This is a genomic window from Herbiconiux oxytropis (assembly GCF_024979315.1).
Lineage (GTDB): Bacteria > Actinomycetota > Actinomycetes > Actinomycetales > Microbacteriaceae > Herbiconiux > Herbiconiux oxytropis.
This window is the reverse complement of the sequence record NZ_JANLCK010000016.1, coordinates 14201-28495: the sequence shown is the minus strand read 5'-3', so window position 1 is coordinate 28495 and position 14295 is coordinate 14201. Positions and strand designations below refer to the sequence as shown.

The following is a 14295-nucleotide window of genomic DNA, read 5'->3' as shown; positions in this document are numbered from 1 at the left end:
CGTCGGCGGTTATCATCGCGACATGGGGGATCAACAGACGACCGTCCGGCGGCAGCCATTCCGTCCGGACATCCAAGGGCTGCGCGCTGTCGCCGTCCTCCTGGTCGTCCTGTATCACGCCGGGACGCCGTTCCTCACCGGCGGCTACATCGGTGTGGACGTGTTCTTCGTGATCTCAGGCTTCCTGATCACGAACCATCTTCTTTCGAGCCTCCTGAACACCGGGAAGATCTCCTTCGCGTCCTTCTACGCCAAGCGAGCGCGCCGGATTCTGCCGGCATCCCTCCTCATCGTCGTGCTCACGACGATCGCGGCGGCGATCTGGATCGCTCCCCTGCAACTTCGAGGCGTCTTCCAGGACGCCATCGCCACGGCGCTCTATGTGCCGAACCTCCTCTTCGCCTACCAGAACACCGACTACCTTGCCGAGGGCACACCCTCGCTGTTCCAGCACTTCTGGTCGCTCGGAGTCGAGGAGCAGTTCTATCTCGTGTGGCCCGCCCTGATCGCTCTCGGCTTCGTGCTCGCGAGACGGTCGAAGCGAGGGCTGTTCTGGATGCTCGTGGTGATCGTCGCCGCATCGTTCGCCGCCGGATTCGTACTGACCACGATCTCGCAGCCCTGGGCGTTCTTCTCGCTTCCGACCCGCGCGTGGGAGCTCGGCGTGGGCGGCCTGCTGGCGTTCGCTGTGGAGTCGCCCCGGTGGCGACCTCGTCAGGCTGTCGCCCGCGTCGGCACCTGGGCGGGCCTTGCCGCACTCGTCGCCATTGGAGTCGGCTACACCAGCGACACCGTCTTCCCCGGCATCGCGGCGGCCGCCCCGGTGGCGGCGACGGCCGCGATCATCTACTTCGGCAACTGGCGGAGCTCGGCCGATGCCGGTGTGCTGCTCAGCACGCGCGGCATGGTCTTCATCGGGACCATCTCGTATTCGCTCTACCTCGTGCACTGGCCGGCCTTGGTCATCCCGGCACAGGCGGGCGGAGTCGATCGGGACCTGCCGTTGTGGCTCACACTTGGGATCGCCGTGCTGTGCGTGCCTGCCGCCTGGCTGCTGTACCGGTTCGTAGAGCGAGCAGCGCAGCAGTGGACTCCGATCGCCGTCGGGCGACCCCGTCGATCGCTCCTCGCCGCTCTCGCCGCGTCCGTTCTCATCGTGGGAGCCGCCGGTGCCGGAATCTATGTCACGAACTCGTCGCCACTCGCAAGCGCGGCGGAGGCCGATGCGGTCGAGGCGACGAACCCGCCCGCCTTCAGCGACTTCGTGCCTTCGAATCTCAAACCCAGCCTGCGCGCTGCGGCGGGCAGCAACCCGACGATCTATGCCGACGGCTGCCATGTGAACGAGGGCGCCGTGGACCCGAAGGGCTGCCTGTTCGGCGACAACGCCGACGCGCCGCTGGTGGAGCTCTTCGGCGACTCGCACGCCGCGCAGTGGTTCCCGCCGCTCCACGAACTCGCAGAGCAGGGAGAGATCCAGCTGCGGGTCGACACCAAGAGCTCCTGCCCGTCGGTGGACATCGCCAAGCTCGAGGATGGCGTTCCCTACGTCGCCTGCGATCAGTGGCGTGCAGCCGTGGTCGACGAGCTCGGCTCGCTCGAGCCGGACATGATCATCCTGGCGAACTACGCTCGAAGTGACGGATTCACCCAGGATTCCGGGCACACGGCACGCTGGGGGTCCGGGATCGAATCGACGATCGACCAGCTGCCCGACGACTCCCAGGTGTACGTGATGGCGGACTCGCCGACCCTTCCCGCCACGCCCGCGGTATGCCTGTCGGCCCACCTGACCGATGCGAAGGTCTGCGGCGCATCGCGCGATGAGGCTGTCTCCGAAGAGCTCAATGCTTCGGAATCTCGTGCAGCGTCTGCGTCGGGGGCCGAGTACGTCGATCTGACGGACTACGTCTGCTCCTCGAAGGAGTGCTCGCCGATCTCAGGAGATGTCCTGATCTACCGCGACAGCAACCACCTCACTCCTCAGTTCGCGACCCTCCTCGCTCCGGTGCTCTCCACGGCGCTCGGACTCGACTGAGACTGGAAGGCCTACGAAGCCGGTGGCTTCTCCTCCAAAGCGGCCCTGACGATCTGTTCGAACTGCGCTGCCAGATACGCGTGGCCGGCATCGTTGGGGTGCACGTTGTCGGCTCCGATCAACGCCGGGTCACCCTTGAGCCATTCGAGGGCGCTCACATAGGTGGCTCCGTTCTCGGCCGCCGCATCGCGCACGGCGTTGTCGCTCTCGATCACGAAATCAGGGGTGACGGAGGCGGGCCAGGCAGGACCGACGGCGACGAGCTTCGCATCGGGAAAGCGCTCGCGAATCCGGCCGTACATCCCTGAGGCGGCGTCGTAGACAGCCTGGTAGCCGGCTTTATCGTTGCGAGAGCCGAAGACGACGACGACATCCGAGTCGACGTGGATCTTGTTGACGAGGGTGGGAAGCGCCTTGTTCGCTGTTCCGACCGCCACATAGCCGGATCCACCGAGACCCGCGGAATGGACACTGATGTCGAGTGCCTCACCGACGAGCTTTGGGTAGCGAGCATCTTCTCCCGAGTCCTGACGAGAACCGCCGGTGTAGGAATCCCCGAGGAACGTCACCATCGATCGCCCGGGTGCTGCCTCGACGTCGGTCGATTCGACCTCGACGTTCCCCGCATCCGTCGATCCTGCGATAGGCGGCGACGACGGAACCGTGCCGGCAGCCTCGATCGCCGACCCTCGCGGGTCTATTGCGATAACTACTATCGCCACGACTAGCAGAGCGAGCGCCCCGACCAAGGCAATCGACCACCAGGCGCGAGACGTCTGGCCGGGCCGCATCGACCTCGGGCGATGGTTGCTACTCGGCATTCTGCTCCACCATCTGACGAACGGCCGAGGTGACGAAAGCCTCGATCGTCTCTCCGCGACCCCTGGCAATGGCCCTCGCACGCTCGAGCAACGCCGGGTCGATCTCCACTGTCGGCATTCGACCTCCTTGTTTAACAAAAAAGCGTATCGGGTGTTTAACACAGATGTTCTACAGTCGTACCCCCTGTTCGGGTCAGCACTTGGTGGAATGATCGATGGTGTGCCGAATCAGCCGAAGAACCCCGTTCGAGGGTTCCGCATCCCCGACGATGTCTGGCACGACCTGCAGCGCATTTCGCAGAAGCGAGGGTGCACTCCGAGCGACGTGGTCCGAGACCTTATCCAGCACTACGTGGACGACAACGTCTGGTCAGAGGAGGAAGCGCAAGCTGCTCAGCGGCCGCAGGCGTAGGCGCTAGCCGACGTCTGGCTAGCTATTCGCGCGTAGTGCCACCCTGACAGGGTGGAGGCCCATTCCACTCCGGGGATGCGCGGGATCTCGCGAATCGGCCGGGCCTCGTTGTTCCTTTGCGTTCTGGCTGATGCCGGGCTTGCGACCTCGCCCCTGGAGGACCGGCGCGACGCGGGGTGGGTCTTTCGGGCGAGTTATTGGCTCGGGTCTGGCGGGCGTCCGCGGAGCGGACGCGGGAGATAACTCGCCCGAAAGATCCACCCCGCGGCGTGCCACCACGAGGGCGTCGGGTTGTGGAGCTGGCGCTAGCTGGTGGCCGGAGCGACCCTGGGAGGCGGTAGCGCGGTCGGCCACGTGGATCGCGGTGGAGCGCTTGGTGAGGAACCTGGGGAGGCGATACTCACCTTCGTCAGAACGTGCAGGCCTTCAGTCGCTCGACGTTCGACGACAGAGATGCCGGCCCGCCGAGCAAGGTGACCCGCGTGGCGCCGAGGCTCTTGATCTGAGTGAGGACGGCCTTGGGAACGCAGTCGGCTGGGACCACGAACAGTGGCGCTGCGACCTTGCCAGCCCACGCCGAGCCCGCCAAGGCATCCGGGAACTTGGTGCCTGTGGCCAGGAAGACTCGAGCGCTGCTGGTATAGGCGCTGGCATTGACGTTCGCGGACGCTTCGTACCGATCGGCGCCCGAGAGGCGCTTCGTGGGGGCTACGGATGCAAGATCGGTCCGGATTCCCTCGGAGACGGAATTGGGGCCACCCGCAACGAAGAGTGAGGTCACGCCGAGCTTCTTCAGGAGAGCCTTCGTGGCGGCGTCCACGGTCGAGGATTTTCCGTTGACGAGGATGACCGGCGCGCCCTTCGACCCGCCGGCGCCACCAGCGCTCAGTGCGTCAGGGAAGTTGGCCCCGGTGGCCACATAGGCGGTCTTCGCTCCGGAAGTGCCGAAGGCGTAGTCCACAAGATTCTGCGACGCTTCGTAGCGGTTGGCTCCGGCGATGCGGACGGTGTTCTTCTGCAAGCCCTTCAGCTCGGAGACGACAGCCTCTGACACGGAGTTCACTCCGCCCACGACGACGATCTTGCTCGGCTTCAGGCGCTTCACCTCTGCCTTCACCTCGGGTGGCAGTGATGCACCGCTCGTGAGGAGGAGGGGGCCACCCTCCTTGACGGCGGCGGGGCCGGCGGAGAGAGCGTCAGGGTAGTTCGCGCCCGTCGCGATGTACACGACCGGCGCGGTGTTCGGGAAAGCCGACTTCGAGACGGCCACCGCAACGGCGTATCGGTTCGCACCTGCGATCCGGTCGACGGTCGTCTTGCTCGGAGTGGTGGGTGTCGGAGTCGGAGTCGTCGGAGGGGAGGTGACGGTGGTCGTCACCGCGTGGGGTTTCGAAGGGAACGCGGAACCATTGGCGGCCAGGTCGCGGGCCAGCACGACGAACGAGTACTTCTTGCCGATGACTCCCGTGTAAGTGGCCGAGGTCTCCTCCAGGTGACCCCTCCACAGTTCGTAGTCACCACCGCCGATTGCGACGTAGACGTCGTAGTAGGCCACCGCCGACGTTGCGTCCGAACCCGACCAGGACAGCTTCACGTCTCGACCGACGGTCTTGGCAGGAAGAGCCGTGACCGACACCGCGGGCAGGTCTCGATCGACGAGGTTGTTCCAGGTGTTGGTGACGATGGGCTCGTTGAGGTCGAAGACGATCGAGGCCTTGTTGCTGATGATCGACTTCGATTTGGGGCTCTTCGGCGTGACCGTGAAGTAGACGACGCCCTGACCCTCGCTCCCGTCGACGTTGGGCGGCAGGAAGCCCTGATCGGGGTTCTGCGGCAGCTCACCCGTCACGGGATCGAGAGAGAGCAGATCCCACGACACCACGCCCGACGAGTCGACGGAAGCAGCGACGTCGAGGTTGACGTTCGCCGTGTCCCGCAAATCGATCACGTGGTCGAGAGCCGTCGTGCCGGCAGCCGGGGTGTACCGGGTGTCGCCGAATGCCACCGCGCCGAACCGCACCGTCGAGAGGTCGAAGACGGCAGGATCGAGCTGGTCGGTGATGCGGACTTCTTGGGCAGGTGCTGTGGCGTCAGCCATGTTCTCGAAGTAGATGGCGTAGGTGAAGTCGCCCTCGGCGCGAGTGGCGTGATCGTCTCCTCCGCCGCCCGGGCCCACGATCTCATTGGGGTCGAGAGACGTCACCCATTCGTTCTCGGCCGTCGCCTCCTCGTTGAAGCACTTCGTACCGACGCTCACCGCACCCTTCACGAGGTTGTAGACGCCAACGACCTTGTCGAGACCGGGCACGGCGCATCCGGCGATGTCGAGAATGGAGTGGAAGGCCTCGGAGCCCGAACCCACGGAGAAGGGCGGCGCCTTCTGCACCACGTTGCGGGACACCGCGAGGGTGGTGCTCTCGACCACTGTGCGCAAGCAGCCGCCGCCGGGAACCGCCAGGCCGAGGGCACTCAAGCCGGTGTCGACGAGTGCGTCCATGCAGCCGCCGCTCCCCCACGTTCCCCAGTCGACCGCACGCGTGGAGTTCGGCGCGGTGGAGCTGGCGGAGAGACCTGGGCCGTTGTCGAACATGCACCCGCTGAGTGAAGCGCTGAGGCTGTAGTCAGCCGTCGCCGGGACGTTCACCGTGAAGTCGAGCTGGCCGGATGCTCCGGCCGGAATGCTCGAGATCGTCAGCGGGATTCCGAGACCGCGGTCCCCGGAGAACACCATGCCCTCCTGCTGCCAGCCCACCTCGTGGATGGCTGACGTGTCGCCATCCCAGCCGATCAGATCGAAGTCGGGCACGATCTCGGAGCCGGCAGGGAAACCCTCGAGGATGAGCGGAACACCGAGCGCATCGACGTTGCCCACGTTCTGGTAGGTCACCGTCACGGTCTGAGGTCGGCCCGCGACGAAGCGCCCTTGAGTGATGATCTCGAGATTCACGCTGGCGGGATCGATGGACTCGGTGCGGAAGGCGCCCGCCACTCGAGATTGCGCTCCTGTCGCCGATGTCACGACGAGGTCCCACGCTCCGATGGATGCGCGGGTCAGGTTCGCGGTCACGAGCATGGTGCGGCGGTCGTTGCTGACCGAGGTCGGGACCGCGGGGATCGAGGCGGATCCGCGTTGCAGTGCGACCATGTCTTTCATCGAGAGAGCTTTGCCGGTGACCGAAAGGGTCACCTGACCGCCCACCCCGGCCGACGATGGGGAGACCGACGCGACGGCGAAGCCATCCGTGCCGCAGACGGGGTTCACGCAGGTGGACTGCAAGGAGTAGGCGCCGAGTGTGGAGGGGTTCGCGCTGGCGACGATGGCGTACGAGCCGTTCGAGGGCAGGGTGCACGACGGGCTCGACACCCAGCTGCCGAGGGAGCAGAGCGTGTGACCCGAGGGGTCGAGCATGATGAGGTCGGGCTCCTGCCCCGGGAGGTCGAGGTTGCTGATCGAGGCATCGAACTGATCTCCGGTTGCGCCGACGAAGCTGTAGCAGTGCTGCTGGCCACCCTCCGTGAACTCGCCCTCCACGGGACCGAACCCGAATCCCACCGATTCGATCGGCGTGCACCCGGCGGGGTCGTTGAGTTTGCGGATGCGCAGCTCGTACTCACCGGCCGGCGACTGGTCGTCGCCCTGCACGAGAACCCGGAAGGGCCCAGGACCACTGATGTCGCACGAGCTCCAGTTCGCCGAGCAGATGCCTTCACCACGACCGTCGATGACCACTGTCGAGAAGGAGAAGCCTGCGGAGAGGGAATCGAGAGCGAGGGAGATGCGGTCGCTCGCCTTCGCCCCGAACGTGAAGCAATCGACCTCCCCGCCGGCCGAGATCGACCCCCGGGTCGCCGGTGCGTTGAACGGCAGCGAGCCCAGATCTGTGCAGCCCACCTCCGTCGTCGCGAGGGGTGTGCGGCCGACGGCCCAGGTGAGGGAGCCTTCGGTCGTGGCCTTCACCGCAAAGGTATAGGTGCCGGAGGAGCGGTATGTGCAGGCCTTCGACAAGAACCAGTACGAGAACGAGCACTCGACGTCGCCATCGGGCGCGATGACGTCGAGGTAGGAGAGATCTCCCACACCCACGAGCTGTTTGAGCGCGAAGAAGTCGGTGGTGTTCGCCACCGTCGACGGCAGGGAGAAGCAGGCGAAAGGATCGGCCTGGGTCAGCGTGGCGCGGGACTTCGGAGCGGAGCCGAACGCGGTCGCGGGCAGTGCAGGGCATCCGCTCGCCCCGTTCAGTCGGGGAGTGGAGAGCTGGTAGTCGAACTCACCGGCAGAGGTGGATTCGACGATGATCTGGAATGGTGCAGCGCCCGAAAGACGGCAGTCCGTGTGGCTTCTGGTGCGGCACAGTTCGCTGCCGGCCTTGTTGAACACTCTCGTGACGACCTCGTACTCGTCGCCCCCGTCGACGCGCAGGGTGTCGCCCGATTTGGCCGGGACGGTGTAGCAGTCGGCGCCGCCTAGGCCGCTGATGGTGCCGACCTGGGGAAGCGCGTCGAAGGAGAGGGATGGAATGGACTCGCACCCCAGCGCATCCGTGATGCTCCGCGCTGCCACGGCGTAAACCGCTTCGCTGTGCTCATCGAATTCGGCGTTGCGGAAGATCAGTCTGTGGGTTCCTGTTGCGGACGTCGTGCAGGTGACGGCCTCGGTCCAACCACTGCTGCAGACTTCGTCCCCCGTGGGCCCGTGGAGGACCCAGGTGCCGCTGTGGTATTCGCCGTCGGCATTGGGAGCATTGATGATCACGCTCTCGAGTCGCGACAGGTCCAGAGTCAAGCACTCGACACCGAGGCCGGCTGAGACGTCTGCGCTGACGACGGCGGGACTTCCGAAGGCGAGGTCGCCGTAGGCCTGGCATCCGGTGCTCGAACGCAGATTCTGCACGCGCAGACCGAAATCCACAGCGGTGGCACCCGCCGCGAAGACCGCCACCCGGACTTTGCCGGAGCTCGACGTCGTGCAGTATGCGGTGTAGCTGGCGGTGACCTGGCACCCGGGATCGCCCGTCGTGCTGAACTGCAGGGCGCGAGCGTCTTCTCCCGGAGAGCTGCCGAGCATCAGCTGCAACGGCGTGCCCACCGCGACGGAGTACTCGAAACAGAGTGCCGCAACGTCGGCACCGAGCTGACCGGTGAGGGCATCCGTCGACCAGGAAGGGATCGCCGTGGTCGTGCAACCGGCCGGAGCGGAGAGATTGAAGAGCGAGAGGCCGAAGTCGCCACCCTGCTCAGGTGAGTAGGCGGTCACCTCGACCGTGTACGTGGATTGTGCGGCCAGAAGGCACGCCTCGAGGCTGCTGCTCCAGCTGACGTCATCGGAGCACTCGGTGCCGAATTCAGAGGTGACGCTGTAGTAGAGGTGCTGAGAGGGAGCGTCGAGGACGAACGCAGGAAGGTAGTTGCCGCGAACCTGGGGGGTGATGGTGAAGCAGACGGATGGGATCTCGTCTGTCAGCGTGCTTCGGGCGGCAGGTGCGCTGCCGAAGGCAGAGGGTGCGATGGTGACGCAGGGAGAAGCGGCACGTTCGAGGGAAGGAGCCGGTGGCTCTGCGCCTTCTGGCACCCGGGGCTCCACTGGCTCGACGGGCTGCGGCTCAGGGCTCGGAGTGGGGGGAGGTGTCGTCGCCGGGGAGGGCGAAGGGGTCTCGTGACTCGGCTGCTCTTCGAGCGGCGGCTCTGCGGGAGCGGAGGGCTCGGGAGTGGCGGGCGTGGCCGGAGCGGGCGTCGAACTCACCGCCGTGGGGGCAGGATCAGGCGTAGGGGTACTCGCGACCGCCGGCGTCGCAACGAGGAGGGACGCTACGACGGCGACCGATGCCAGAGCAGCCACGATGGGGCGACGGCGGGGCGCGAGGCGCAGGCCGCGGGCGAGAAGTCGCCGACCGTGGCGCGCTCCCGCAGAGATCGAGTCCGGCAACGTGTCCTCCTGAATCGGAGGCACTGCATCGGCGGCCCCCTGACCGCACGACAGATGCTCGCACTTCCCCCGCGGTCATGCTATTGGCGCGTTGCATCGCCCTGAAAGGCCGAGCACCACCCCACTTCGGGGGTGCGCGAGATCTCGCGTGATGCCCGGGCCCCGCGTTCGCGGCTGCATCCGCAATGATGGCGAATGCTCGTCCCAGCCCCCAAGCGACCGGCGCGACGCGGGGTGGGTCTTTTGGGCGAGTTATTGGCTCGGGACTGGCGGGCGGCCGCGGAGCGGACGCGGGAGATAACTCGCCCGAAAGATCCACCCCGCGGCGTGCCACCCCGAGGATCACCAGGGAACGATTCGTGAGCGCTCATCGCCTCTGCAGGCGCCCGCTCTTTCTGCTCACCGGGATTCTCGCGGGGTCTTCGTGAGCGACGCACCGAAGCGTCGGCCTCGACTTCCGACGGTAGCGCTCGTCATGAACCTCGTGATGTGTGGCGCATTCGCGGTCATCGCTGTGGTCATCGCCATCACCCAGCAGCTGCCGTTCTTCTTCATCATCGCCGTCGTCGCCGCGGGCATGGAGATCCGCTTCGCGCTGATGCTTCGCACGAATCGGCGCGCGGTCGACGAGAAGTCGTCGACCGCGGATTCCGACTCGTAGCAGCCGTGGTCTCATCAAGCGTCTGGTCGACGTGGCCACGCACTTGGGCCTGGGGCTAGCGCTTCCACCAGGGTTTGCGGCTCGGCGGTGGGGTTTCGGGGGGCTGGATGTTGCGCTCGGAGGGGTTCAGGGCCCAGGGGAGTCTCATGGGGCTGACGTGTTCGCGGAACTCCAGGCGGCCGCCGTGCTCGAGCAGTTCTCGGTGCACGTCGGAGAGCAGCAGGGGCTTGCCGATGACGACGCCGGGGACTTCTTCGCCGGCGATGAGGGTCCAGTAGGTGCCGAGGTGGAACTTCTCGAAGACCCAGCCGTTCTCGAGCACGAGGCGCGTGCCTTCCGCAGCGGGGTGACGGAAGTCGTGCAGCCACGACGCGTAGTCGTCGTAGGTCTCTGGGTACCCGGGGTCGAAGACGTGCTGGGTGACCTGTCCCGGTGCTTGCGGCACCGAGGAGCGATCCACCCAGTCCTGGAAGAGTTGCTGCTTTCGGCGCCACACGGCTTGCGCCTGGTCCGGCCCGTCGAAATGGAAGTCGGGGGCCGCGAAGGGGCATCCGGTGATGCTGAAGGTGCAGAGGTGCGCGCTTCCCGTTCGCGGGTCGATGTGGAACGTGTCGGTCTCCCACCTCGGATCGACTGCAGCCACTCGATCGGGTGACTTCCTCGGCTCGATGGGTGTCCTGGTGGCGGCGACCTCGACATCCTCCTTGCCCTGACCCCGTGCGCCTTGGAGACGGAGGCGGAGGTCGCGAGCTCTCTGGCGGGCCTCCTCCTGCTCCTGCTCCTGCTCCTGCCGCTCCTGGTCGACTCGGCGCTGACGCGCGGCCTGCGCCTTTCGCTCGGAGCCGCTCTCGTCGATCGCCCGGATCGCGGCACGGTGTTCGGCCTCACGCACTACGTCGAGGATGTCCACCCTCTCGCCGTAGGCATTGATCATGTAGCCGGCCGCCTTCGTGGCGTTGAACAGCCTGGTCTGCACGAGGTAGTTCTCGGCTTCGCCGGGATCCATGTGCGAGAGCTTCTCGATCAGCCGGTCGTGCTGCTCATCCAGGCGAGCCTTCGCCGCCTGCTGCTCCTGCACGAATTTCTTTGAGGGACCCCAGATCATGGACTCAATCTATTGCTTCGCCGCGGCATCGATCAGGAGATCAGACACCTGCGCTCGGGCAGACCGGTGCGGCGCGGGGTGCCACCCGAGGAGGTCCGGAGTGGCGGGCGGCGGGTGGGCGCTAGCCTGGCGGCGGGGAGCGACACCGCCGTGGGCAGGAGCGATCCGACGGCGGTGGGCCGGTGCACGGAGGGGGACAGGTGGGGACGAAGAAGAAGAGCGGTGCGGCGGCGCGGTCTGCGGTGTCAGCGCGGTCTGCGGTGTCGGCGCGACCTGCAGCGGAGAGCGCGCGGTCGCTGGCGTGGGCTCGGGCCGCGGTGTGGTTGGCCGCGGCCGCGCTCGTGGTGTTTCTGCCGGAGGGGATGATCCGGTGGTTCCTGCCGAAGGAGGCGGTGTTCGCTCTGGCCGTGTTCGCTGCGGCGGTGGCGAGTGGGCGGGGGCGGGTTCCTCGGTGGATAGTCGTCGCGATCGGGGCTGCCGTGGTGCTGCTGGTGCTGGGGGTCGCGTTCTCTGCGAGTCCGTGGGCTGCCACGTGGGGGCGGTGGCCTAGGTACGAGGGGCTCGTGTCGCTGCCCATGTACGTGGCCGCGGTGTTCGTGGGGGCGCGACTGCTCGGGCCGGGGAGCAGCGAGAGCCGGGTGGGGTCGTGGTGGGCGGCGATGTCGACCGCGAGCATCGCGCTCGGCGTGGTGGGACTGCTCGAGCTGGCCGAACTCGACCCGATCGCGTCCGACCTCGAGCGGCCCGGTGCGCTGCTCGGCAACGCCACCGACCAGGGCATCCTCGGCGCCGCCTTCTTCGCGATGCTCCTGGCCCCCGCTGTCGCGCGGGGGCGGCACTCCCCCGGGCCGCGTCCGTGGCTCATCACGGCCGGAGCTCTCGCCGGGTTCGTGTCGGTCGTGGTCTCCGCCTCGCGGGCGGCGTTCGTGGCCGTGGCGCTCGCGCTGGTCGTGCTCGCGGTGTTCGCTCTCGTGCGCTCGGCACAGCGACGTCGGGAGGCCGGCGTGCCGTTGTCGCTCGGTCGGCGCATCCGGGTGCCCGTGATCGCTGTCGCCGGGGTCGCCGGGCTCGCGGCCGTGGCGCTGGCCGTGCCGCTCACGCGGGAGCGGCTGCTGGGGCTCAGCCCCCTGTCGTCGCGCACCGTCGCCGACCGGGTGCAGATGTGGGGCGAGACGCTTCGGCTCATCGGCGGCGACCCTGTCACGGGCGCCGGGCCGAGCGGCTTCGTCGATGCCATCCCCCGCTTTCACACCGCCGACTGGTACGAGGTGGTGGGGTCGCAGACCGTGCTCGACTCCCCGCACAACGTGCTGCTGCAGGCGGCGGTGGCGGGAGGCGTGCTGCTGCCGCTGGTGCTCGTGGCGGCCGGTGTGGTGGCCGTCGTGTGCGGCGCCCGGGCCTGGGGGCGTGGGGCGGGGCTTGAGTCGGCGCGTGTCGCGGGCGTCGCATCCGCTCATGGCCCGCTGCTGGCCGGGAGTGCCGCGGCGCTGATCGGGATCGCCGGGGCCCTGCTGACCACCTTCACCGTGGCGGCCACCGGGATTCTCGCGTGTCTGCTGGTGGGCATCCTGGTGGCGGTGCCGGCTTCGTCGTCACCCGACGCTGCGTCTGGGCGGGCGCCCTTGCGACGGCGCGTGCTGCAGGGTGGCATCGCGCTCTGGGCGGTGGCGCTCGTGGTGACGGCGGCGGCTGAGGTTCCGATGCAGCGGGGTGTGGTGGCTGCTCGGGCGGGAGAGATCGTCGTGGCGCAGGAGGCGTTCGAGGTGGCGCAGGTGCTTCGGCCATGGGATGCGGATGTGGCGTCTATCGCGGCGCAGACGCTCGCCGCGGCGGCTCTCGAGGGTCGGATGGAGGCCGCGCCGCTCGCGCAGCGCTGGGCCGCCTCGGCGCTCGACAGAGTGCCCGACTCGATCGCGACGCTGCGAGCGCTGGCCGCCGCACAGGATGCCGTGGGAGACATCGACGGCGAGCTCGCGACCCTCGATCGCATCGTCGAGCTCTCGCCGAACGATCCCGATGCGGTCGCGCTCCGCGCCGAGGTGGCGGCGGGACGCTGACCCCTTCGGCGTGTGCCCCCGAACGAGGGGGCGCACCGGCGTGCCCGCAACCAATACGTTGGCACTGGTGGGGTCAGGGGACGACCCGCCAGGCGATGCCGCCGACCAGACAGAAGTCGAAGGGGAATCCATGCTGAACCACGCACACTCCACGGGGTCGCTGAGCGACCAGACCACGCGGCGGCGGTGGAAGGTGGCCATCCTGGGTCTGATGGCCTTCCTGCTCGCGTTCGGTTCGCTGCTCGCGCAGGCGCCGGCTTCGGCGACGGAGGCCGATGCGGCCGCCGCGCCGGGTGTGACGGTCGACCGGGTGGCGGGGGCCGACCGCTACGAGGTGGCGGTGAACATCTCGAAGCAGCAGTTCCCGGAGCGGGCCGCCTTCGCGTTCGTGGCGTCCGGCGCCAACTACCCCGACGCCCTGAGTGCAGGCCCGGCCGCGGCGAGCAACGCGGGCGGTTCGCTCCTGCTCACCACGCCGGATGCGCTGCCGCCGGTCGTGCAGGCCGAGCTCACGCGACTCGTGCCGTCGGTGGTCTTCATCGTGGGTGGGCCGAACTCGGTCTCGCCGGCGGTCGAGGCCGCCATCGAGAATCTGCCCAACAAGCCCACCGTGACCCGCATCTCGGGTGCCGACCGCTACGAGGTCTCGCGCAACCTGGCTTCGTACGAGTGGTACTCGACTCCGTCGTCGACGGCGTACGTGGCGACGGGTCAGAAGTTCCCGGATGCGCTGTCGGCGGGTTCGGCGGCGGCGGTCGCGCAGGCGCCGGTGGTGCTGGTCTACGGCCCGGCCACGACGGTCGATCAGCCCACGGAGCAGCTGCTGGTGGACGAGGGCAAGTCGACGGTCAAGATCGCGGGTGGGCCGAACTCGGTCTCCGCCGGCATCGAGACCGACCTGAAGTCGTTCAGCGACTCGGTGCTGAGGCTGGGTGGCGCGGATCGATTCGAGGCCTCGCAGTCGATCAACGACGACGCCTTCAGCAGTTCGGGCCGGGTGTTCCTGGCGACGGGGCTGAAGTTCCCGGATGCGCTGGCCGGCGGTTCGTGGGCGGGCAAGCTCGCGGCGCCGCTGTTCGTGGTGCCGAGCGACTGCGTGCCGCAGGGTGTGCTCGACTCCATCGAGGATCTCGGGGCCACGCAGGTGACGCTGCTCGGCGGCGAGGCGTCGCTGAGCCCGGCAGTGGCGGCGCTGACGCCGTGCGCGACCTGATCGTCCGTGTGATCTGAGGGCCGGCACTTCGCCGCCCGGCCGCGGCCCCGCGCTTCTCCCTTGGA

Annotated in this window: 7 protein-coding genes; 4 read left to right on the top strand and 3 right to left on the bottom strand. The window is 67.7% G+C overall.

Going from position 1 to position 14295, the window contains the following annotated elements:
• Positions 1-22 precede the first annotated feature (22 nt).
• Complete coding sequence (locus tag N1028_RS18490; RefSeq protein ID WP_259530973.1) at positions 23-2038, top strand: acyltransferase family protein; 2016 nt, start codon at positions 23-25, stop codon at positions 2036-2038.
• 11 nt (positions 2039-2049) lie between these two features.
• Here the strand turns inward: N1028_RS18490 and N1028_RS18485 are convergent, their stop codons facing one another.
• Entirely contained in the window at positions 2050-2610 is a 561-nt protein-coding gene (locus N1028_RS18485) for an SGNH/GDSL hydrolase family protein (RefSeq protein ID WP_259530971.1), read from the bottom strand.
• A 1070-nt stretch (positions 2611-3680) separates the two neighbouring features.
• Positions 3681-8840, bottom strand: coding sequence for a cell wall-binding repeat-containing protein (locus N1028_RS18480; RefSeq protein ID WP_259530965.1), 5160 nt, complete (start codon positions 8838-8840; stop codon positions 3681-3683).
• A gap of 829 nt (positions 8841-9669) precedes the next feature.
• On the opposite strand from N1028_RS18480, the gene N1028_RS18475 reads away from it, so the two are divergent.
• Positions 9670-9855: a hypothetical protein gene (locus N1028_RS18475; protein ID WP_259530963.1), complete on the top strand. Its 186-nt coding sequence runs from the start codon at positions 9670-9672 to the stop codon at positions 9853-9855.
• Positions 9856-9910: 55 nt separating this feature from the next.
• On the opposite strand, the gene N1028_RS18470 is transcribed toward N1028_RS18475, so the two are convergent.
• Positions 9911-10960 (bottom strand): hypothetical protein, encoded by a 1050-nt coding sequence (locus N1028_RS18470; protein WP_259530962.1) that lies wholly within the window; start codon positions 10958-10960, stop codon positions 9911-9913.
• Positions 10961-11160: 200 nt separating this feature from the next.
• Between N1028_RS18470 and N1028_RS18465 the strand changes: the two genes are divergently transcribed.
• Positions 11161-13017, top strand: a complete 1857-nt coding sequence (locus N1028_RS18465; RefSeq protein ID WP_259530961.1) for an O-antigen ligase family protein — start codon at positions 11161-11163, stop codon at positions 13015-13017.
• 130 nt (positions 13018-13147) lie between these two features.
• A complete protein-coding gene (locus N1028_RS18460) occupies positions 13148-14230 on the top strand; it encodes a cell wall-binding repeat-containing protein (RefSeq protein WP_259530960.1) in 1083 nt (360 codons plus the stop codon).
• Positions 14231-14295: the final 65 nt, after the last annotated feature.